This is a genomic window from Bacillus sp. FSL R5-0712, from assembly GCF_038593285.1.
Taxonomy (GTDB): Bacteria; Bacillota; Bacilli; order Bacillales; family Bacillaceae; genus Bacillus; species Bacillus safensis.
Map to the genome: position 1 here is coordinate 1,099,074 of NZ_CP151981.1, position 20,530 is coordinate 1,119,603.

Sequence of the window (20,530 nt, forward strand, 5' to 3'; positions counted from 1 at the left end):
ACATGAGGATTTTGCATACGGCAGATTGGCATTTAGGAAAAACCCTTGAAGGCCGGAGCCGGCTTGATGAGCAAGCACAGTTTTTAGATGAGCTGTATCAAATCGTAAAAGACGAACACATTGATGTCATTGTCATGGCTGGAGACGCCTTTGATACAGTGAATCCGCCTGCTAGAGCAGAACAGCTTTTTTATGAAAGTCTATCTGCCTTATCTGATAAAGGAAAACGTCAGGTCGTGGTCATCTCAGGCAACCATGATAATCCGGATCGACTATCTGCCGCATCGCCTTTAACAAATGATCAGGGGATTCATTTAATTGGATATCCGACAAATGACATCATCCGCGTCGATGTTCCTTCTTCGAGTGAACGTTTATCCATTGCAGCACTCGCTTATCCGTCTGAAGCGAGACTTAACGAGGTGCTGGCTGAAACATTTGAAGAGAAATTGCTTCGTGATCATTACAATTTAAAAATACAGCAAGCGTTCCAACATTTAAGCGCTCAATTTCAAGCCGATACGGTCAATATCGCAACAAGCCATATTTATGTGGCAGGAGGAAGTCAAACAGATTCAGAAAGACCGATTGAAGTAGGCGGTGCATATACCGTTGCGGCTGAAAGTTTGCCAGAAGCAGCCTGCTATGTGGCCCTTGGTCATTTGCACCGCCCGCAAACCATCAAACGTGCCAAAACGACTGCCCGCTATTCCGGGTCACCTCTTGCTTACAGCTTTTCTGAATCAGGATATGCCAAATCAGTCACGATTGTAGAGGCAAAACCTAATGAAAAAGCAAGCTGGAAAGAAGTGTTGTTATCAAGCGGAAAACCACTTGTGAAATGGAAGGCAACTGAAGGATTGAGCCAAGTACACGAGTGGCTGGATGAAAAACGGGATCTTCAGGCATGGATTGATTTAGAGATTCATTTAACAGATCAGCTCTCCATAGAAGAGATTCATCAGCTCCGAAAGCAGCATAGCGGGTTTGTCCATATTAGACCGAAATTTAAAGAACTGCAGCAAATGGAAGAACAAAAACAAGCCGAAAAGCTCTCAATCGAAGAGCGGTTCGTGAAATTTTATGAGCGCCAGACAGGCGGCGGTCTTCCTGATGCAAAAACAGTCAAGCTGTTTTTGGAGCTCGCCAATGAAATGCAAGAGGAGGAAGCGACTTGAAGCCGATTACGCTAACCATTAAAGGACTTCATAGCTTCAGAGAAGAACAAACAATTGACTTTAGCTCATTATGTGATGCAGGTGTGTTTGGCATTTTTGGACCGACAGGAAGCGGAAAGTCGTCCATATTAGACGCCATGACCCTGGCGCTTTATGGAAAAGTGGAACGTGCGTTAAATAATACACATGGTATTTTGAACCAAGCGGAAGAGAAGCTGTCAGTTTCCTTTACGTTCGCTTTACAAAAGGAACACCACATTTCTTATAAAGTCGAACGTGCTTTCAAGCGGGCAGATGAAATGAAAGTCAGAACGACACTATGCCGTCTGATTGAAATTGGGGATACGCAGACAGTTCTTGCAGATAAAGCGAGTGAGGTCAATCGTAAAATAGAAGAATTACTCGGGTTAACCATTGATGATTTTACGCGTGCGGTAGTCTTGCCCCAAGGGAAGTTTGCAGAATTCCTTTCTTTAAAAGGAGCCGATAGACGACAAATGCTTCAGCGTTTGTTTAACCTAGAGAAGTATGGGGATCAGCTCGTTAAACGTTTGCGCGCAAAGGCGCAGAATCAGTATGGACAAAAAAATGAACTGCTTGCTGAGCTGAATGGCTTAGGAGAAGCTGGCCCAGAGGCGCTCGCAAAGGCAAAGGAAGCGGCTGAGCAGGCAAAGGCTATTTTTCATGAGAAAAAACAAGCGCGGGATGAAGCGTTCACTGCTTTTACAAAGGCGCAAACAATTTGGCAGTATCAAAAGGAACGAGAAGCTTATGAGACGGAACTAAACCATCTGAATCAACTGGCACCATCAATGGAAGAGAAAAAGGCCAAGCTTCATATTGCTGAGCAGGCAGAGGCATTAAAGCCTTATGCGGATGCATTAACAAAGGCTGAAAATCAGCTTTCTCAAGCATTAAAAGAGAAGCAGGAAGCAGAAAATCAGCTGCTGCATCAACGAACGATCTATGATCAAATGACACAGAACTATGAGCAAGCAAGGCAAAAGAAAATAGAAACTGAGCCAGAACTTCTTCAAAAGAAAGAGCAGCTGCTTCAGCTAAAGGAAATTGAACGAAAAAAAGAGGCGGCTCTTCAGGAAAAGACGGCAATCGAACAGCGAAAAAACGATACAGCGCAGCAATTATTACAAAAGAAAGAAGAAGCAGACAATCTCCAATCTTTGTTAGAACGTGCACTGGCAAAACAAACACAGCTGAAGCGTGAGCTGGAGCAATTACAAGTCTCTGTAAAAGAACGGAAAAGTGTACAGGATGCTTTGCGTTTAAGCGAAAATATTCAAAGAATACACCAAAGCATACACAAGGAAGAACAAAAGATGGAGGAGCTCAAAAAGCGATCATCACAGACCGCAGCAGCATTTGAAAAGTTTCAAAAACAGCAAAAAGACCATCATGAAAAAATAGACCAATCGTTTCAAGCGATTGAACAGCTCTATTTCTATGTATGTGAATTTGAACGGGCTTTTACAGAATGGAGTAAAAGAGAACAAAGTCAGAAGCTCGAAAAATTAAAACAGCGTGATGCTGTTAGGGCGGCAGAATTAAGAAAAGAATTAGCGGCAGAGCTCGTAGATGGTGAGCCATGTCCTGTTTGTGGATCGATTCATCATGACCCAAAGGCACTGGAAAACAATGACCATGAAGAAACAGTGGCACAAATCGATGAAGTGATTCAACGGATGGACACAGAGCTCAAGCAGGCAGAGGAATATACAAGAGACATGTATGCCGCCAAGCAGTTATTGGAAACGCACGCCAATCAATTAGTAAAGCAGTTTGCCTTTTTATCTCAGAAAGCTCCAGGTGCGGAAGTTGCAGCAGCAGTAGAAGCAGTGCAAAAGCCGGAGTCCTTGCAGTATCTCATGCAAGAATGGAAAGGCTTGAAACAAGATATTCAAGAAGTTGAACGTAAACGAGCTCGTTTAATGGATGAAACACATGATCAAGCAGCAGAGATAAACAAGATAAAAGATCAGATGACATTTGAACAGCAGCGTATCGAAGAATTAGACGGGCTGATCAAGGAGCTTCAATCTGAGCTTTCAGAGCAAACATCTCAATTTGAACAGGCCTTCCCGCACTTTACATTGCATCAAGTACAAGAAATGCAAAAGCAGATAGATGAAAAGGACCAGCAAGCGGAAGGCTATAAAGAGCGGATTGAGAAAAGTATTTCATTTTTGGAAGAAAAACAGCAGGCAAAAGAACAGCTGCAAACAGCCATATACGATGTGGAGAAGGAACTTGATAAACTAGCGCATCAGCTGGAAAGTCAGCAAAAGCTCATTCATCAATATGAAACAGATTTAGGGAGATATCCATTGAAAGCTGTCTCTATTTCTGATGAATTGATCGAGGTTGAACACACGCTTGCTCGTCTCAATGAAATGGAACAGCAATCGTACAAGCAATTACAGCAAGCGCAGGAGCTCTTTAGTGAAGCACAAAGTCATTTTTCAAGCTGTGAGCGTCAGCTTCAAGAGGCTGACCGGAGAAAACAAGAAGCAAGTGAAGCATGGACTAAAGAATCGGAGTCTTCTCCTTTTGATAAGCCTCAAGAGATTGAATCTGCTTTCATGAATCAATCAGTACGTCAAACTGTTAAACAAGAAATTGACGAATTTGAGGATAAAAGAAAGCAATGTGCCGCAAACTTAAAGCGAATTTCTGAACTGCTGAAAGATGAGTCACTAGATGAAAAGCAATGGACTGACATTCAACTGAGGAAAGAAGCGGCAGAAAAGGCATTGGAAGAAGCAACAGTGATGAGCGGCTCTGCATATGAACATCTGCGTGTAATGGAAGAAAATCACCAGCGATTTGCAAGTATTCATGAACGTTTGGCGGAGCTGCAGCAAGAAATTGATCGGCTCGATAAGCTGCAAACCGTGTTTAAAGGAAATACATTTGTTGAGTTTTTAGCAGAAGAACAGCTGGAAAGTGTCAGTCGTGATGCATCTGCCCGTCTTGGTATTTTGACAAGACAAAGGTATGCGATTGAGGTTGATTCAGAAGGCGGTTTTGTCATGCGTGATGATGCGAATGGCGGTGTCAGACGTCCAGTGTCCAGCTTGTCCGGCGGGGAAACCTTCCTGACGTCGCTTGCGCTTGCTCTAGCTCTTTCAGCGCAGATTCAGCTGAGAGGCGAGTTCCCGCTGCAATTCTTTTTCCTTGATGAAGGCTTTGGTACCCTTGATCAAGACTTGCTTGATACAGTGATTACTGCATTAGAGAAATTACAGTCTCAAAACTTAGCTGTTGGCGTCATCAGCCATGTGGAAGAATTGAAAATGCGGCTGCCGAAAAAACTAATTGTCCATCCGGCAGATCCAAGCGGGAAAGGGACAACAGTCTCAATGGAATTAATGTAAATATTGAGGTGATGACACGGGTGGCAAAGCAAACAATTGGATTATGTGAGATGTGCGGAAGACAAGATGTCCTGCTCACAGAACATCACTTAACCCCAAGAGAAGAAGGCGGGGCTTTTTTACCGACTGCCTACCTATGCATCCCTTGTCATAAACAAGTACATGCCCTCTATACAAACCAGGAGCTTGCCGCACGTTTGAACACAATTGATGCGCTGAGGCAGGATGAAAAGCTTGCTTCGTACATCAAATGGATTCGGAAACAGCCGGCAAGCAAGCTGGTCAAAACAAAAAAATCGAGACAGCGCAGAAAGAAATAAGCATAAAAAAGCGCTCCTCTATTTGAAATGGATGTAGAGGAGCTGCTTTATGCATTGCCTACCATATTCTGATCATTTAAGTCAGGATCCACATAGTTGGTGGCGCTAATGCCATTATTTAATATCAAGAAATCTCCGGTATTCCCCGCTCCAGAGCCTAAAGCAGATTTTGACGAACTTTTAGGCGACAGGTAGAATGAGTCACCGACGTTTACGACGCCTCCAGAAATAGAGTTAATGTAAATGGGTCCGACAATTGCTGGCATAATCGACATCCTTTATTCGAAGTCATATCACCATCATATGCGCAGGTAGGTCCATTTGTGAGTTTTGCGGACTTTCATCATTGCTAAACAGCTCTCTAATATGCTTCACTCGCGCAACGCCATTCATTCTACAAGTAGAGCCGATTTGATAGACAGAGGACGATGATACCCCTTCTACATGGATTGAAGACACTTTAATCACAGGCTTTTCATGGTAAAATGCCGTTCTCACTGATCGCTCTGGCAGCATCAAAGGAATGGGCTCATAATACACTTCAAATTCTTTCGCATCTAAATTTTCTGCTTCATAGCCATAAAACAAACTAATGGTTCGTTGAACAGCTAATACCTTGACTTTCGGGCATAGCTCCTGAGTATCACCAATTTGAACCACACTCGAAATCCCGACAGAATTCACCTTTGAGAACTTTACTTGAGATGTGCGCTTGATCATTATCGAGGCGCCAGAGGAACAAACGGGCCAATAATCAGTGATTCTGGCGGAGTATCGAAAATCGAGGATAATTGTACATGGTCTGTGTCCCCGATGATAAATAGGGAAGAAGACGATACCCCGACTACTTTAATGCTTCCAGTCTCGATGTTGCGGTTGACAACTGTGAAATTCATCCGTTTTCCTCTCCTTTCGTTTCACTTGGAATATGGGCTAAAAAGTGCTCAATCGCCCGCTTTACATCATGCTTCACATATTCGGCAATTTGCTCTGAACGCTGCAGCGGTGTCATATCTTCCCGGTGTGGCAGCTGTCCCGCATAGTATTTGATCCTGCTGTCAATTTGCTTGCGAATATCCTCAATGATATGGTGTTTGTTGCTTTCATCGAGGGACCCTTCGTATCGCTGTTCTAGTTCTTCAAGAAGTTCTGGTGCTTCTTCATTTAAAAATGCATCGACAAGCTGCCGTGTTTGATTGAAAAATTGACCAGCCATTTCTTGCTGCATCATTCCAATTCCCGGGGTTGTTGTTTGGCCCACTTCAAAGTTTTGAACACTGTTTGGATCAGATGGATTGAGGCCGATATTCAGCGTTCCTTCCAGCCGTTCGATTTTCAGTTGATCAAATTGATAATCAATCCGTTCAATATTCGTTGTCGGTTTATCTTTGATCATTTGTATTTCCTGCTGAAGCTCGTTAAGCCTTTTTTCCAGCATCATGATTTGTTGCGAGTGTTTTTGAATGATGCCATATACTTGTGAAGCGTTGCTCTGATAATCATACATTTACATACACCTCCGGGGATTGCAGATGGCTTAAGTTGTTGGTGACTGAAGCGGTACAAAAGGTGCTGTGCTTGCGCCTTGAGATTCTTCAATTCCTTGTGTACCTGCTGCGGCAGGCGCTGCTTCTACATAGCTTCCCGTGTTATACAGGTTGGAAAGGGCCTTGATGGATCCAGCACTCCCAATTTGCAGAACAGAGGAGTTACTCACAGACTCTACACGTAAATAATTAATTTGTATCGCTTGATTAATATAGAAGTTCAACGGATCCTCACTCCTTACAAGTTACCAACAAGCGGTTGATCAATGACATCACTGTCGTACGTATTTGTCACACTTTTGTAGTTGCTAATTTGTAATTGATCACCTGTATTAAAACTGCCTGCGCCAGCAAACGTTTTAACCTGACTATTTGGAGAAATGGTGATGCAGTCTCCAACATGAACGACTCCGCTCGTTCCGACGGCATTTACTTTAAAGGCTCCCACAATAGCCGGCATAGCGGTGCACATCCTTTATAAAATTAGGGCACTTGTTTTGGGCGTTTCACCATAGCTTATGATGGGTCTTTTAATGTGTGATTGTCTTTTTGAAAGCTTTTGATGAGAGGAATTAGATGTATCGCTTACCCTTTTTTTGAGCAATCTTTAGAGGTGGATTTGATGCCTTTATTTAAGAGTGTGTCAAGCTCTTGACTGCACCTGATCGTTTCTTCGGCATTCATCCCGAATTTTTTCGCAGTCTCAATTAAATGTAATCTTTTTTGTTCAATTTCATAATTGATCATAACGGACGCCAACTCTCACATTTTTTATCAAATAGAAGGATATGGTTAGTATACCCTATTTTTCTATAAAAAAAGCTGTTTCGTCAATATGAGTAATAAAGTGACAAAATTCGAAAGTGTTCTTACGTACCAAATATCTCTTTTTTGATCTCAGTCTGTAAATAGCGTCGTCTTTTGTTGATATACTGCCGAATTAAGTCTCTTTCAGACTGCAAGATGTCTTTTCGATCTTTCGTATATGGATCATCTCCAATTCGATTCTCAATCGATTCATGCCATTTCTCGATGATTGGGCAGAGCCGGTCTTCTACAAAATGTGTATCGAGTACATGCTGGAAAAGTGTGTAATAGGCTCTTTTAAACGAAGGAATATCTAGTAATCTAGCAGTTAATGTATTAAATCCGTTAACTGGGATATAATCAAACGGCATTTCTTCTCCATGAATGTCACGACCCCATGTTGCATCATAATCCCAAGGAAGTACTTGAAACCTCCCTTGTTCATTTACATAAAGAGCGTAGTTATGGACAAAACCATCAAAGTTTTGTGTGCATACCACACCGATGAGCCAGCGGAAATATTGTGTCACATCTAGGTATTGTTCAATTTTTTCTGCAAAAGTGTCATCTTTCGCTGTGTTGAGAAAGTAAATAAATTCACTCAGCTGCTGATCATGTTGAGAAGTTCCCGTTTTTTTCTCGTATCCGAGAAGAAGGTGCTTTTTTGGTTTTTTATCAAAAGAACTCAAAAGGGAGAAGTTCGCGTCATCATCAACCGCATAATAAATGCCGCCTCCTGAAAGCTGCCGTTTTTGAAGAAAGAACTCATCGACGGATTCTATTTTCAAATAAATCCCTTCTTTTCTTCCATTTATGGTGAGAAACACATGAGAAGCAGCGGGGCTATGCACCCCCATCTGCTCAAAGAAATAAAAGGACAGCCTGTTTCGGCTAAATGAAGGATCATTGTACTCTGCATTTAAATGAAAGATCGATTCGCCCTGTCTTTGTTTCGGCTTTCGATATTCAATTTGATAGGACTTTTTCTTAAGCTTTCTAATGTGTGATCCGCGGTATGAAGCATAAATATGTGATTTGGTTTGGCCTGTTTTTAGAATAGCTTCAACAGGTTCATCGTTCCAAATGTCTCTTTTTAATTCAATCAGGTCCTTTGGATGAATCCACATATCAAGTTGTTTTAAAGGTTCTGTGTTCATACGTTCATCAGCCTCCTATATGCTCTTCTTTACAATATGAAAGTGAAGGAATGTCCTGTACCGGCTGGTAGGTATTCATGGAGTTTTAAAGGAAAGAGGCATTCGTCACGAACACTTGTCTACCGAGTCTCGTAACATAAAGCAGAGAAGATAAACAGCTTTGTCTGTTTGTTTTGTCGAAGCATAGACTGGGAGGGGAATTGTTCGTGAGTACATTTGATCATTCACACATTGAACATGCAGTGGCTTCACTTCGAAGTGAGGGACGTGATCATCACTTAGATCGTGAACCAGAATCGAGACGTTCGCACAAGTCAGCTCGTTCTCGTCATTCAAGTCGCGGTCATTGGTTCTTTGGCGGTGGTGGACACCGTAAATCACGCCGCAGTAAAAAAAGTTACAAAAGCTATCGTTCAAAGAAAAGTTATCGCTCTAAGAAAAGCATGAAGAGCAAGAAGTCATGTAAAAGCAAAAAATCTTACAGAAGCAAAAAGAGCGAACCGAAAAAGTCATGTCGCAGCAAACACAGATCGCATCATAAGAAGAGCTGCCGCAAATCACATCGCAGCAAGCACAGATCGCATCATAAGAAAAGCTGCCGCAAATCACATCGCAGCAAGCACAAATCCCACAATAAGAAGAGCCGAAAGTCACACCGCAGCTATCGATCTAAACGTTCTCATCACCATAAACGTAGCCGTTCTTGCCATAGATGTGGAAAGAAGAAGCATCGTTCTCGAAGAACAGGAAATGTTGAGCGTAAATGGGATCAAGGGAATATGTGGGAATATCGCCGTTTCCGCTAGGCATTCAATCATCATTTTTGAAACCCTTTTTAAAAGAGAGTATGATAAAAAAGGGTTTTTTTTATTTCATAGAGAAATAAAATGAGACATCATAACTTAGCGAAATGAAGATTGTGAGGGGAAGACATGAAGTTTTTTACAGGTGAGATACATAGCAGCATGTTTATTGGGGTAGTCATTGATGATGAATGGGTGATGGACGTCAAAAAGGCAGAAGCCAAATTATTTGAGCTTGAGACTCTGCCAAACTCTTTATCTGAGTGCATCAAAATGGGGGACAAGTTTGTAGAACATGTGGGGCAGCTTCTTAATTGGGCTGAGAAAAAAGAAGAAGACCGCGGCTCTTATGTATATCCGCTTTCGGACGTAAAACTCCATGCCCCGATTCCAAAGCCGTCTAAAAACATTATGTGTGTCGGAAAGAATTATCAAGATCATGTTATGGAGATGGGAAGTGCAGCGGATATTCCTAAAGACGTGATGATTTTTACAAAGGCACCTACTTCTGTCATTGGGCACGAAGATGAGATTCTTCTTCATGAAGATGTGACAAGTGAATTGGATTATGAAGGAGAGCTTGCTATCGTGATGGGCAAATCAGGGAAAAACATTGCTCCTGAAGAGGTCCGAGATTTTATATTCGGTTACACCATTTTAAATGATGTGACGGCAAGAGATTTGCAAAAAAAACATAAACAATTTTTCATTGGCAAAAGCTTAGATACAACCTGCCCGATAGGACCTTATATCGTTCATAAGTCAATGATCGAGGATCATGGTGCGCTCCATGTGGAAACAAAGGTAAACGGAGAGGTTCGTCAATCTGCCAGTACGGAATTAATGATCTTCACAATTGAGAACATTGTCTCCACTCTTTCAAAAGGGATGACGCTAGAAGCAGGTGACATCATTGCAACAGGCACACCTTCCGGGGTAGGGAAGGGCTTTGAACCGCCTAAGTTTTTAGCTTCTGGAGATCGAATTGACATCACGATTGAACCGATTGGGACGCTGACAAATCACGTCAAATAAAGCACGTGATGACACAGGATTGTCGCTTTGTGTTCGACTTATTTCGTGGTACGATGAGAAGGTACTTGTTCTGATAAAGGGGGAAATCACAAATGGGAACACATTTACATATCACAGCATGGGTGCTGGGGATTATTTTATTCTTCGTAGCCTTTGCTCTAGCAGGTAAAAACGATAAAGGCGCTAAAATTGTGCACATGATCGTTCGCTTATTCTACTTAATCATTATCGCAACAGGCGTAGAGCTGTATGTTCGCACAGGAATGAAAATTCCAGGTTTCGGGGGCGAGTATATCGGAAAAATGATTCTCGGTATCCTAGTGATCGGTTTCATGGAAATGGTCCTAGTGCGCAAGAAAAAAGGGAAATCGGTGACTGGTGTGTTGATTGGTTTTATCGTATTTGCGATTGTGACCATTCTTCTCGGTTTACGTCTGCCGATCGGTTTCCATATCTTTTAATATAAAAAGGACATTGCTTATACGAAGCAGTGTCCTTTTTATGTGGCATCAAATTGTGAAACGATCCGTTGTCCATCTGAAGTGGTCCATTCAAAACGGATGTGACTGGAGGCAGGGTCATGGTGACATTGAAGTGCAAGTGATTGCGTATCTGCCGAAAACTGAAAGAAAGAGACGCGCTGCAATGAATGAAAGGAAGAGAAGACACAATCATAGACGGAAAAACCAAGCTGCTCTATCTGGTCAAGGATGTGATCAAAAACGTTTTCCTGTACGAACATGAGAAGATCAAGCCAGCCTTTGGCAAGAGACGCCGTATATTGAATGTTTTCTCCTCCCTGTACTTCTATTAGCTGCCCGTTTTCATAAAGAATCATAGAACCGAGCAATTCTCCTTTTGTCCATCGGTCATTTTCCTTCAAACAGATCATCGTGCTTTGAAGACTTTCTGGCAGCATGATCTCTCCTTCTTCATCTTCAATCAGGCAATGCCCGTTTTCAATGAGCAAATACCCATTACACCATCTTCTGCTGCAGCGTTCAAGCTGCCTCATTCGATTCTCCATTTGCAAAAGCTCCTTTCCTCTTTCTTTTCTTACCAAATCAAGCTTGTCCTATACGCCGGGAAAAAAGGACAAATCAACTATCAAGGAGACGATGCATAAACTAAGAAAGGCTGAATGAGAACACTTGAGGAAAAACGGATGGGAGCTGATGATGATGTGTGGAATTACAGGCTGGGCAGACTTTAAAAAGCAGCTCATCCAACAGGATCATGTAATCAATCAAATGACAGATACATTATCTAAAAGAGGGCCAGATGATACAAATACATGGAAAAGTGAGCACGTTCTTTTCGGGCATAAAAGGTTAGCGGTGGTAGATGTAGAAGGCGGAAAGCAGCCGATGACATATACACATCAAAACCATGCTTATACGATTGTATACAATGGAGAGCTCTATAACACGGAGGATATAAGAAAAGAATTGTTAAAAAGGGGGCACCGCTTTCTTGGGCATTCTGATACAGAAGTTCTTCTTCATGCCTATACAGAATGGAAGGAAGAGTGTGTCTCTCATTTTAATGGCATTTTTGCATTTGTGATCTGGGATAGTGAGCGTGAATTGTTATTTGCAGGGAGAGACCGGCTAGGCGTCAAGCCATTTTTCTATACAGAACGTCATCATTCCTTCTTATTTGGTTCAGAGATCAAAGCACTTCTTGCTCACCCTGATATCAAAGCAAAAGTCGATCATGAAGGACTGTCGGAGATCTTTGGGTTAGGACCGTCAAGAACACCAGGTCAAGGCGTATTTAAAGGGATAAAAGAGCTGAGACCTGCACATGCCTTGACCTTTTCAAAAGACGGTCTGCGCGTATGGAGATACTGGAATGTTAAAAGCAAGAAACATACCGATTCACTTGATGACACCGCACAGCACATTAAGCATCTCTTTACAGATGCCGTGACAAGACAGCTCGTCTCTGATGTGCCTGTATGTACATTTTTATCTGGGGGCGTCGATTCTAGTGCCATTACTGCCATTGCCGCTAAGCACTTTGAGAAAATAGGGAAAGCACCGCTTCATACGTATTCCATTGATTACGAAGGAAACGATCAATTTTTTGAGGCAAATCAATTCCAGCCGAATGCTGACGGCCCATGGATTGATCGAATGACCAAAGCGTTTCAAACGAATCATCACAGCTGTATCATTGGACAAAAAGAGCTCGCTTCCTATCTGAAGGAAGCCGTTGAGGTTCGAGACTTACCGGGTATGGCAGATATTGATTCTTCCTTGCTTTGGTTTTGCCGAGAAATTAAAAAGGACTTCGTTGTTGGCTTGTCAGGTGAATGTGCGGATGAAATCTTTGGCGGCTATCCTTGGTTCCATATGGAAAATGAAACGAATGGTTTTCCTTGGATGAGATCGACTGAAGCTAGAACTCAGCTCCTGCAAGACTCGTGGCAAAAAAAGCTGTCACTTAAGGAATATGCGCAAAGCAAATATGAAGAAACGGTGGCAGAAACGCCTCTTTTAGATGGAGAAACCGGCGTCGATAAAGCCCGGAGAGAACTTTTTTACTTAAATATGATCTGGTTTATGACAACACTGCTTGATCGAAAAGATCGAATGAGTATGGGGGCTAGTCTTGAGGTACGTGTGCCATTTGCAGATCATCGCCTTGTCGAATATGTGTGGAATATTCCTTGGGAAATGAAAATGCATGGAAATCGTGAAAAAGGGGTTTTACGAAAAGCATTAGAGGGAATTTTACCGAATGAAGTGCTTTATCGAAAGAAGAGTCCTTACCCGAAAACACATCATCCAGCCTATACTCAGGCTGTGAAAGAGATGCTCACAGACTGCCTCGCGCAAAAAGACTCTGTACTTCACGAATTTTTAGATCCACATCAATTAAAGCAGCTGATTGAAACGGAAGGGGCTTCCTTTCATGTGCCATGGTATGGCCAGCTCATGAAGGGCCCGCAGTTGATTGCCCATCTAGCACAGATTCATCATTGGTTTGAAACGTATCGAATTGATATAGAAGCGTAATAAAGAGTCGGCTTTCTTGCACATGTTGAAAGGAAGCCGGCTTTTTTGATACATAACATGAGGATTTTTGAGCACATCAAAAGTTGATCTAATCTTTCTAATTTGTATAATTAACTTAAAGTGAATTAATTTGGAGGAAAAAGGATAATGAAAATCATTGTGATTGGAGCGGGACCAGGGGGCCTTGCAGCAGCTATGATGCTTCAAAGCAAAGGACATGATGTTCATGTATACGAAAAACAGCCCTTTGTCGGCGGGCGTAACGCTAAGTTTCAGCTTGGTGATTTCACGTTTGATACAGGTCCTACCTTTCTCAGTATGATTCATATTGCAGAGGAGCTGTTCACCTTTGCTGGTAAAAATCTTTATGACTATATTGATGTGATTGAATTAAAAGAGATGTATAGATTAATATTTCAAGACAATCAGCTGGATATGATCCGGGATCGCGATGAAATGTACAAACGATTAGAAGCCTTTGCACCTGGTGAGGGCGAAGGGTATTTACGATTTATGAATGATACAAAGCGCAAAATGGATCGTCTCACACCAATTTTACAAAGTAAAATGGACCGCTTTCATCATTACCTTCGCCCGAAGGTGATCAAAGCACTTCCACAGCTTTCACTAAATAAAAGTTTGTATGATGTGCTGTCAGACTATTTCTCGAATGAATCAGTAAAATATGCCTTTACATTTCAATCAAAGTACTTAGGAATGTCGCCGTGGGAATGCCCTGGTGCGTTCTCGATCCTTTCGTTTATGGAACATGACTCAGGTGTTTTCCATCCGAAAGGCGGTGTCAATCAGCTGTCAGAAGCGATGGCAAAGGCGGCGGTTGAAGCTGGAGCAGCGATTCATCTGTCAGCTGGCGTTGAAAAGCTGCTCACGGAGGGAAGGAAAGTAAAAGGCATTCGTTTAGAATCTGGGGAAGAAATACAGGCAGATGAGGTTGTCGTCAATGGAGACTTTGCACATGTGATGACAAGGCTTGTCGAGCCAGGTCTTTTAAAGAAATACAGTGAGAAAAAACTAAAAAAGAAAAAATTCTCATGCTCTACCTTTATGCTCTATTTAGGATTGGATACCATGTACGATGAGCCGCATCATACCATTGTTTTTTCCGATGATTATGCTAGATTCGTCAAAGGCATTACGAAAACATATGAGCTGCCAGATGATCCGTCTATTTATATTCAAAATGCAAGTGTAACCGATGACTCACTTGCTCCAAAAGGAAAATCAGCTCTTTATGTGCTGGCTCCAGTTGCCAATAACCAAAGCGGTATTGACTGGGAAACGCATCAAGATGAATTTAGAGAGCTTGTGCTGGATACATTGGAGCGGAAAACCGGCTTTCAAAATGTGAGGCAGCATATAGAAGTTGAGAGGATGATCACACCGACACAATGGGAGGAAGACCTTTACGTATATGAAGGAGCTACATTTAACCTTGGCCACCAGCTCACGCAGATGATGGTCCTAAGGCCGCACAATGAATTTGATGAATTAAAGCACTGCTGGCTCGTTGGAGGAGGCACACATCCAGGAAGCGGGCTGCCAACCATTTTAGAATCAGCGCGTATCACGACAAATGCCATTCTTTCAAAAGAGAAACATTCACACAAAACAATGCGGCATCAAGAAAAGGGGAGCGCCTCATGAAACAACATATATTGATTGCTGGCGGTGGTATTGGCGGAATGATCTCAGCGCTTTATTTAAAAAAAGCGGGACATGATGTCACCCTTGTCGAAAAAAATGAACGGCTTGGCGGGAGACTTGCATTTGTACGTGAGAAAGGATATAAAGTAGATGAAGGTCCGACCATTGTCCTACTTCCTGACATGTTAAAAGGCATTTTACATGAGGTAGGAATTGACGATTCATCTCTTGATCTGTTGCAGCTTGATCCGCTGTATACCATTCAATATCAAGATGGAACCTCCTATACGAAATACTCTGATGCACGTCGTCAGCTAGATGAAATCAGACGTGTATTTCCAAAGGAAGATCAAGGGTTCCAGAGGTTTATGGAAGAAATGACGGATCGGTTTCAAGAAGGGCAGAAAGCTTTTCTAGAAAAATCATTTCACGAAAAACGTACATTTTTTACAAAAGCGAATATGAAGATTTTAATGAAATTAAAGGCGTATCGAACGGTACAAAGCGCTCTGAAAAAATATTTCTCAGACGAACGCCTGCGAGATGCATACGCACTTCAAACTCTCTATGTTGGGGGAAACCCGTATGAAGCATCGGCCATTTATTCGCTTGTTTCATATAGTGAGCATGCACATGGTATTTACTATTTAAAAGGCGGTTATGCAAGTTTAGTAGATATATTGGAAGGGCAGCTCATCAAAATGGGTGTGCATGTAAGAAAAAATGAAGAAGTCACGCAATTGATGTTTGAGGGAAAACGGGCAGTCAAAGCAAAGGTGAATGATGAACATGTAGCCGCTGATGCATTTGTGATCAATGGAGATTATCCAGCTGCGTTAAAACAGTTTGGTTTATACGAACAAGATCGCCGGAAATACGTGCCGTCCTCTGGCTGTGTGATGGTGTATCTTGGGTTAAACAAGATGTATCATGAAGCACCTGTTCATCAATTTTTTATGGGAGAACACTTTGATCAGCATATGAAAGAGGTTTTTCAAACGAAAACGATTCCTCAAGACCCGTCGTTTTATACATTTAATCCATCGATCATTGATCCATCTCTTGCCCCAGCTGGCTGTAGTGTTTTATACATGCTCGTTCCCGTTCCTTCAGGTGATCATATCAACTGGGAAGAGGAGACAGATTTTGCCGAGAACATGGTGGAGCGCCTTGAGAAAAGAGGCTTTCCGAGATTGCGAGAGTCGATTGTTTGGAAAAAGGTCAGAACACCAAATGATTCCTTGCAAGAAGGATTGTTTGAAGGCGGCAGCTTTGGACTTGCACCTAATTTGTTTCAATCAGGTGTCTTCCGCCCGCAAGTGAAGGTCAGTGAGACAGACAATCTTTATGCGGCAGGTGCTTCCATCCATCCGGGCGGAGGAGTGCCGATCGTGATGCAAAGTGCGAAGCTCATGGCTTCTGTACTACTAAAAGATTTGAATGATAGAAAGGAAGTGAAGCTAAGTGGTTGATGTACAAACAGCATTAAAAGTGTGTGAGGAAACCATTCAAACCCATTCCAAAACGTTTTACCGGGCCTTTTCCATGCTGCCTAAAAAGAAAAGACAGGCCGTCTGGGCCGTGTATTCTTTTTGCCGGAGAGCAGATGACATTGTAGATGAGTCGCCTACGCCACAAGAGGACCTTGCATCCTTTCGGGAGACGTTTGATCGATTTTTACAAGGTGAGGTAGACCGGAATGATCCGATATGGGTGGCGCTAGAGCATACATTTCAAGAGTTTCGGATGGATGAAGCCCCGTTTCGTGACCTGCTCCAAGGACAGGAGATGGATTTAGAGCAGCAGCGATACGAAACGTTAGATGAACTGCTCATCTATTCCTATCATGTTGCTAGTACCGTTGGACTCATGCTCCTTCCCATTATTGCACCGCGTAAAAAAGAGCAGCTAAAAGAAGCAGCCATTTCGTTAGGGATCGCTATGCAGCTAACCAACATTCTTCGAGATATTGGGGAAGATCAGGCTGAAAGAGACCGCATTTATTTGCCAAAGCAGGTGATGGATCAATTCGGGTACACAGAGCAAGAATTGCAGGAAGGGATTGTCAATCAAGCCTTCCAGCACGTCTGGGAGTACATTGCCTTTGAGGCAGAGGCATACTACGAGGAGTTTTTTGACCATCTTCATGAATTCCCCCTATATTCACGTATGCCGGTGAAAGCAGCAGCCCACTTTTATAAAGCCATTTTAGATAAAACAAGAGAAAACGAATATCGCGTCTTTACAGAGCGAGCATTTATTTCAAAACAGGAAAAAGCACTTATTTTAGAAGATATTAGATAAAAAAAGGACTGCACCCGCAGTCCTTTTTATGTGGAAGAAAAACGATACTCCGTCCATACTCTGGAACGCCAGCGCCTATACATGAAGATGCCTCTGACCCATTCATCCACGATAAAAGAAATCCAAACTCCGATGAGACCCATTTCAAATTGAATGCCTAACAAATAAGCGATCGGAAGCCCAATTCCCCACATTGAAATCATCGCCATATACACTGGAAACTTCGCGTCACCAGCAGCCCGCAATGAATTAATAATGACCATATTAAAAGAGCGTCCCGGCTCTAAAATGATCGTCAATAGGAGAAGTGTGGCGGCGATTTGAATGATTTCACGATTGCTAGTGAAAAAGGTAAGCAAATGCGTCGATGATAAAGATAAAGCAGTGGAAGAAAGAAGAGAGATCCCAATGGCCCAGTATAAGCTTTTCATACATCTGCGGTAGGCAGCATCAAATTCTTTCGCTCCAATATGGCGCCCGATTAAAATCTGTGTCCCTTGGCTAATCGCTGCACCAAACAACATAATGAACATCATCAAATTTTGAGTGTAGACCTTTGCGGCTAAAGCCTGCGTTCCCATAAATGTAATAAACAGTGTAATGATCATTTGAGAGCCGTTATAAGAAAGCTGCTCTCCGGCAGAAGGAATACCAATTTTCAGCAGCTTTTTTAAATGCGTCCGCTGGATGTGAAACATACTCTTCAGCGAAAAATGCAATCCAATGCGGCGGCGGGCAATGAGGATCATCGCCATCAATCCGATCAACCGAGCCAGTGAGGTTGAAAAGGCAACACCCATGACACCTAATACAGGAAAGCCAAACGGACCAAAAATGACCAAATAATTACCGGCAACGTTGAGCAAATTCATTCCGATGGTGACATACATCGTGTCTCTTGTATATCCGTAGCTTTTTAAAATAGCACTATACGTCATAATGAGTGCTTGAATAAAAGAAAGCAGGCCGACAATTTGTAAAAAGACCGCCGCATCCGGCATGAGTTCACTTGATAAGCCCATCATGTTCAGGATTGGAACAGCTAAAATAAACATAAGGAGACTAATGACAAAGCTGATCAAGAAGTTGGTTCCTAGTGAGACATAGGCGACTTGAGCCGCTTCCTGCTTGCGGTCAGCTCCTAAAAGCTGCGCAATCACAATGGTCGTTCCTGTTGTAATGAAGCTGAACATGACAATTAATAAATTCAGGAGCTGGTTGCTTACACCTACTGCGGCCACACTGTTATCGGAGTATTGGCTGAGCATGAGTGTATCAGCGCTCCCCATGAGCATATATAAAGAGATTTCGATAAAAATAGGCCAAGTTAATGCAAATAATGAAGGGTGTGTTTTCTCATCTTTTGCTTGAACCTTTTCATATGACAGGGTTTGAGATTTCATCACATAGCCCCCTTTCGTATAAATCCGATTTATAGTGTACCGTGCATCGACTATAATAAGAAGAGACGAAACCGAAACTTATTGGAGAAATCCGACTTCATAAGGGGATGAATATGGATCGATTTATTACATTTACTGTACCGCCGTTTCCTACTTATATTGCATCAGGTAAAGGGGTATTTCATCAAGGAGAAAGACATATCTCAAGAACCTTCACTGTATTTGATCTGCTCTATGTCACAAAAGGTGAACTATGGATGACAGAGGGCGAGGAGGCTTTTCATGTAAAAGAAGGTGAATATACGATTCTCTCACCGGGCCTGTCTCATGGTGGACATCTGCCATGTGAAGAGGAAACCCACTATGAGTGGCTGCATTTCTCAATTGACCGATTTGAGCTGACGAACCGGCTGAGAGAACACTGGATTGATATGAAACAAAATCAAGCTACCTTTGAAAAGCCGGCAACCTATGAATTTAGTCTGCCCCGTTTAGGAAAAGTGAAAGGACGAAGTGTGTTAGAAAAACACCTTTCAGCGATGAGAGCACTAAATCATGGTGCATCTGAACTTCCGCTGAAAAAACAGCTTCTATTTGAGGAACTGCTCATTCACCTGCAAAAGGAAGCATTCCATATTCCAAGTGCAAAGGAGACCGTCGCATCAGAAGTGGTTCATTATCTTGAGCATCATTTTATGGAGAAATTACACATGGAGCAGCTTGCAGAGAAACTGCACTATCATCCTGACTACATGACAAGATGTATGCAGACGGTATATGGATTGACGCCAAACCAGTACAGCCATCGTCTCAAAATCGAAAAAGCCAAAAGCATGCTGGCATCAACGAATGAAAAAATCGCTGCTATTGCAGATCATGTAGGTATTGACGACCCTACTTATTTTTCTAAACTGTTTCGGCAAAATGAAGGCATGACGCCGATCGAGTACCGTCATTTAGCAAAAAGAACGACAAAGTAAAGGAACGTGAACAGATGAAAAGGGAAAAGGAAGAGCTTGTGAACATACGTCCATTAACCGAAACGGACTTAGAGACGGTGTGGCATTTAAAATTTAAAGCATCAGACCAGTCCTATCGAAAATGGAATGCCCCTTATTTTTATGAACACGAAATCCCGCTTGCTGCATTTAAGAAACGTTACTTACAGGAAGAATCCATTCCCCAAAAGCTATATGGCATTGAAATAGATGGTGATATCAAAGGCACCGTCTCATATTATTGGGAGAATGAACGTACGAGGTGGCTTGAATGCGGCATTATCATTTATGACTCACGTTTTTGGAGCGGGGGTATTGGGACAAAGGCATTAAATCTATGGATTGATGTGTTATTTACGCATATTGATATCCCTCGAATTGGTTTAACAACTTGGTCAGGGAATGAACGGATGATGCGGTGCGCAGAGAAATGCGGATTTGTCCTTGAGGGGAGACTGAGAAAGGTCCGTTATTATCAAGGAGAGTATTATGACTCTATGCGCTTTGGGATGCTGAGAGAGGAATGGCAAAGCCTCCCGCGCAATATCCTCTGAATCATTATTTTTTAGGACAAAAGTATCATATAATGGAATAAACTGAAGAAGAAGGTTGGCAGATGAATGTGGGCTGGATAACTGGATGGTTTGTTTCTATTTTAGTCGCAATCTATCTATTGATAGATGCACCAAAACATGGGAAAAATAAATGGTTATGGTCTATTTTAGGTCTTTTATTCGGGCTCTTTGCATTTGGGATATACCTCATCAAAACAGGAAGAAAAGGATTGGGCTGGACAGTTCTGATCGTGTCCATCATCATCTATTCTATTGTTATACTAGTCTTTGTCTTTTACTTCCTGTTGCTGATCTTCGGATACTCAAACGCATCATAGAGAGCG

Annotated in this window: 22 protein-coding genes; 12 read left to right on the plus strand and 10 right to left on the minus strand. The window is 42.3% G+C overall.

The annotated features are described in order from the left end of the window. Nucleotides 1-2: 2 nt before the first annotated feature. Genes sbcD through NSU11_RS05355 form a run of 3 tightly spaced genes read left to right on the plus strand, consistent with a single transcriptional unit; the run spans nucleotide 3 to nucleotide 4,890 of the window. Nucleotides 3-1,178 carry an exonuclease subunit SbcD gene (gene sbcD / locus NSU11_RS05345; RefSeq protein ID WP_268420709.1) on the plus strand — a complete coding sequence of 392 codons (1,176 nt, stop codon included), beginning with the start codon at nucleotides 3-5 and terminating at the stop codon, nucleotides 1,176-1,178. Then, complete coding sequence (sbcC, locus tag NSU11_RS05350; protein ID WP_342493830.1) at nucleotides 1,175-4,570, plus strand: exonuclease subunit SbcC; 3,396 nt, start codon at nucleotides 1,175-1,177, stop codon at nucleotides 4,568-4,570. The genes sbcD and sbcC overlap by 4 nt, the downstream gene beginning before the upstream one ends. A gap of 20 nt (nucleotides 4,571-4,590) precedes the next feature. After that, the gene (locus NSU11_RS05355) at nucleotides 4,591-4,890 is read left to right on the plus strand and encodes a hypothetical protein (RefSeq protein WP_024425503.1); all 300 of its coding nucleotides are present in this window, start codon (nucleotides 4,591-4,593) and stop codon (nucleotides 4,888-4,890) included. A 47-nt stretch (nucleotides 4,891-4,937) separates the two neighbouring features. Here the strand turns inward: NSU11_RS05355 and NSU11_RS05360 are convergent, their stop codons facing one another. The 8 genes from NSU11_RS05360 to NSU11_RS05395 all read right to left on the minus strand — a co-directional run bounded on the left by NSU11_RS05360 (nucleotide 4,938) and on the right by NSU11_RS05395 (nucleotide 8,401). Then, the gene (locus NSU11_RS05360; RefSeq protein ID WP_003211468.1) at nucleotides 4,938-5,156 is read right to left on the minus strand and encodes a spore germination protein; all 219 of its coding nucleotides are present in this window, start codon (nucleotides 5,154-5,156) and stop codon (nucleotides 4,938-4,940) included. A 22-nt stretch (nucleotides 5,157-5,178) separates the two neighbouring features. Then, entirely contained in the window at nucleotides 5,179-5,610 is a 432-nt protein-coding gene (locus NSU11_RS05365) for a spore germination protein GerPE (RefSeq protein WP_024425504.1), read from the minus strand. Next, the gene (locus NSU11_RS05370) at nucleotides 5,610-5,786 is read right to left on the minus strand and encodes a germination protein GerPD (protein WP_003210893.1); all 177 of its coding nucleotides are present in this window, start codon (nucleotides 5,784-5,786) and stop codon (nucleotides 5,610-5,612) included. Before NSU11_RS05370 ends, NSU11_RS05365 begins: the two co-directional genes overlap by 1 nt. Beyond that, nucleotides 5,783-6,397 carry a spore germination protein GerPC gene (locus tag NSU11_RS05375; RefSeq protein WP_024425505.1) on the minus strand — a complete coding sequence of 205 codons (615 nt, stop codon included), beginning with the start codon at nucleotides 6,395-6,397 and terminating at the stop codon, nucleotides 5,783-5,785. The genes NSU11_RS05370 and NSU11_RS05375 overlap by 4 nt, the downstream gene beginning before the upstream one ends. A gap of 30 nt (nucleotides 6,398-6,427) precedes the next feature. Continuing rightward, nucleotides 6,428-6,661 (minus strand): spore germination protein GerPB, encoded by a 234-nt coding sequence (locus NSU11_RS05380; protein WP_003210877.1) that lies wholly within the window; start codon nucleotides 6,659-6,661, stop codon nucleotides 6,428-6,430. A 14-nt stretch (nucleotides 6,662-6,675) separates the two neighbouring features. Then, nucleotides 6,676-6,897, minus strand: a complete 222-nt coding sequence (locus tag NSU11_RS05385) for a spore germination protein (protein WP_024425506.1) — start codon at nucleotides 6,895-6,897, stop codon at nucleotides 6,676-6,678. A gap of 125 nt (nucleotides 6,898-7,022) precedes the next feature. Beyond that, entirely contained in the window at nucleotides 7,023-7,184 is a 162-nt protein-coding gene (locus NSU11_RS05390) for an aspartyl-phosphate phosphatase Spo0E family protein (RefSeq protein WP_029707539.1), read from the minus strand. Nucleotides 7,185-7,306: 122 nt separating this feature from the next. Then, nucleotides 7,307-8,401, minus strand: a complete 1,095-nt coding sequence (locus NSU11_RS05395) for a CotH kinase family protein (RefSeq protein WP_149125788.1) — start codon at nucleotides 8,399-8,401, stop codon at nucleotides 7,307-7,309. Nucleotides 8,402-9,333: 932 nt separating this feature from the next. Here NSU11_RS05395 and NSU11_RS05400 point away from each other — a divergent pair. Both NSU11_RS05400 and NSU11_RS05405 read left to right on the plus strand, forming a co-directional pair. Then, on the plus strand, nucleotides 9,334-10,239 hold the full coding sequence (locus NSU11_RS05400) for a fumarylacetoacetate hydrolase family protein (RefSeq protein WP_342493831.1): 906 nt from the start codon (nucleotides 9,334-9,336) through the stop codon (nucleotides 10,237-10,239). 92 nt (nucleotides 10,240-10,331) lie between these two features. Next, nucleotides 10,332-10,700 carry a YisL family protein gene (locus tag NSU11_RS05405; RefSeq protein ID WP_034282135.1) on the plus strand — a complete coding sequence of 123 codons (369 nt, stop codon included), beginning with the start codon at nucleotides 10,332-10,334 and terminating at the stop codon, nucleotides 10,698-10,700. Between the two features lie 38 nt (nucleotides 10,701-10,738). Here NSU11_RS05405 and NSU11_RS05410 read toward each other — a convergent pair whose 3' ends face one another. Next, nucleotides 10,739-11,266 carry a DUF2777 family protein gene (locus NSU11_RS05410; RefSeq protein ID WP_342493832.1) on the minus strand — a complete coding sequence of 176 codons (528 nt, stop codon included), beginning with the start codon at nucleotides 11,264-11,266 and terminating at the stop codon, nucleotides 10,739-10,741. A gap of 154 nt (nucleotides 11,267-11,420) precedes the next feature. On the opposite strand from NSU11_RS05410, the gene asnB reads away from it, so the two are divergent. From asnB to NSU11_RS05430, 4 genes are all read left to right on the plus strand, one after another. Next, a complete protein-coding gene (gene asnB, locus NSU11_RS05415) occupies nucleotides 11,421-13,262 on the plus strand; it encodes an asparagine synthase (glutamine-hydrolyzing) (protein WP_075622772.1) in 1,842 nt (613 codons plus the stop codon). 147 nt (nucleotides 13,263-13,409) lie between these two features. Beyond that, the gene (gene crtI / locus NSU11_RS05420; protein ID WP_024425093.1) at nucleotides 13,410-14,927 is read left to right on the plus strand and encodes a phytoene desaturase family protein; all 1,518 of its coding nucleotides are present in this window, start codon (nucleotides 13,410-13,412) and stop codon (nucleotides 14,925-14,927) included. Continuing rightward, nucleotides 14,924-16,399 carry a phytoene desaturase family protein gene (gene crtI, locus NSU11_RS05425; protein WP_024425092.1) on the plus strand — a complete coding sequence of 492 codons (1,476 nt, stop codon included), beginning with the start codon at nucleotides 14,924-14,926 and terminating at the stop codon, nucleotides 16,397-16,399. The genes crtI (NSU11_RS05420) and crtI (NSU11_RS05425) overlap by 4 nt, the downstream gene beginning before the upstream one ends. Next, the gene (locus NSU11_RS05430) at nucleotides 16,392-17,231 is read left to right on the plus strand and encodes a phytoene/squalene synthase family protein (RefSeq protein ID WP_024425091.1); all 840 of its coding nucleotides are present in this window, start codon (nucleotides 16,392-16,394) and stop codon (nucleotides 17,229-17,231) included. The genes crtI (NSU11_RS05425) and NSU11_RS05430 overlap by 8 nt, the downstream gene beginning before the upstream one ends. Nucleotides 17,232-17,257: 26 nt before the next feature. Here NSU11_RS05430 and NSU11_RS05435 read toward each other — a convergent pair whose 3' ends face one another. Then, complete coding sequence (locus tag NSU11_RS05435) at nucleotides 17,258-18,634, minus strand: MATE family efflux transporter (RefSeq protein WP_342493833.1); 1,377 nt, start codon at nucleotides 18,632-18,634, stop codon at nucleotides 17,258-17,260. Nucleotides 18,635-18,747: 113 nt separating this feature from the next. Between NSU11_RS05435 and NSU11_RS05440 the strand changes: the two genes are divergently transcribed. The 3 genes from NSU11_RS05440 to NSU11_RS05450 all read left to right on the plus strand — a co-directional run bounded on the left by NSU11_RS05440 (nucleotide 18,748) and on the right by NSU11_RS05450 (nucleotide 20,524). Further along, nucleotides 18,748-19,614, plus strand: a complete 867-nt coding sequence (locus NSU11_RS05440; RefSeq protein ID WP_024426517.1) for an AraC family transcriptional regulator — start codon at nucleotides 18,748-18,750, stop codon at nucleotides 19,612-19,614. A 14-nt stretch (nucleotides 19,615-19,628) separates the two neighbouring features. Beyond that, nucleotides 19,629-20,186 carry a GNAT family protein gene (locus tag NSU11_RS05445; RefSeq protein WP_073204656.1) on the plus strand — a complete coding sequence of 186 codons (558 nt, stop codon included), beginning with the start codon at nucleotides 19,629-19,631 and terminating at the stop codon, nucleotides 20,184-20,186. Nucleotides 20,187-20,248: 62 nt separating this feature from the next. After that, nucleotides 20,249-20,524, plus strand: coding sequence for a hypothetical protein (locus NSU11_RS05450; RefSeq protein ID WP_024425087.1), 276 nt, complete (start codon nucleotides 20,249-20,251; stop codon nucleotides 20,522-20,524). The last annotated feature ends 6 nt before the right edge of the window (nucleotides 20,525-20,530 follow it).

Bases quoted from the DNA above. Each gene is read 5' to 3' on its own strand.
- sbcD (WP_268420709.1), top strand. From the start codon at position 3: ATGAGGATTTTGCATACGGCAGATTGGCATTTAGGAAAAACCCTTGAA.
- NSU11_RS05360 (WP_003211468.1), bottom strand. From the start codon at position 5,156: ATGCCAGCAATTGTCGGACCCATTTACATTAACTCTATTTCTGGAGGC.
- NSU11_RS05365 (WP_024425504.1), bottom strand. From the start codon at position 5,610: ATGATCAAGCGCACATCTCAAGTAAAGTTCTCAAAGGTGAATTCTGTC.
- NSU11_RS05370 (WP_003210893.1), bottom strand. From the start codon at position 5,786: ATGAATTTCACAGTTGTCAACCGCAACATCGAGACTGGAAGCATTAAA.
- NSU11_RS05375 (WP_024425505.1), bottom strand. From the start codon at position 6,397: ATGTATGATTATCAGAGCAACGCTTCACAAGTATATGGCATCATTCAA.
- NSU11_RS05385 (WP_024425506.1), bottom strand. From the start codon at position 6,897: ATGCCGGCTATTGTGGGAGCCTTTAAAGTAAATGCCGTCGGAACGAGC.
- NSU11_RS05390 (WP_029707539.1), bottom strand. From the start codon at position 7,184: ATGATCAATTATGAAATTGAACAAAAAAGATTACATTTAATTGAGACT.
- NSU11_RS05395 (WP_149125788.1), bottom strand. From the start codon at position 8,401: ATGAACACAGAACCTTTAAAACAACTTGATATGTGGATTCATCCAAAG.
- NSU11_RS05400 (WP_342493831.1), top strand. From the start codon at position 9,334: ATGAAGTTTTTTACAGGTGAGATACATAGCAGCATGTTTATTGGGGTA.
- NSU11_RS05405 (WP_034282135.1), top strand. From the start codon at position 10,332: ATGGGAACACATTTACATATCACAGCATGGGTGCTGGGGATTATTTTA.
- NSU11_RS05410 (WP_342493832.1), bottom strand. From the start codon at position 11,266: ATGGAGAATCGAATGAGGCAGCTTGAACGCTGCAGCAGAAGATGGTGT.
- asnB (WP_075622772.1), top strand. From the start codon at position 11,421: ATGTGTGGAATTACAGGCTGGGCAGACTTTAAAAAGCAGCTCATCCAA.
- crtI (WP_024425093.1), top strand. From the start codon at position 13,410: ATGAAAATCATTGTGATTGGAGCGGGACCAGGGGGCCTTGCAGCAGCT.
- crtI (WP_024425092.1), top strand. From the start codon at position 14,924: ATGAAACAACATATATTGATTGCTGGCGGTGGTATTGGCGGAATGATC.
- NSU11_RS05435 (WP_342493833.1), bottom strand. From the start codon at position 18,634: ATGAAATCTCAAACCCTGTCATATGAAAAGGTTCAAGCAAAAGATGAG.
- NSU11_RS05440 (WP_024426517.1), top strand. From the start codon at position 18,748: ATGGATCGATTTATTACATTTACTGTACCGCCGTTTCCTACTTATATT.
- NSU11_RS05445 (WP_073204656.1), top strand. From the start codon at position 19,629: ATGAAAAGGGAAAAGGAAGAGCTTGTGAACATACGTCCATTAACCGAA.
- NSU11_RS05450 (WP_024425087.1), top strand. From the start codon at position 20,249: ATGAATGTGGGCTGGATAACTGGATGGTTTGTTTCTATTTTAGTCGCA.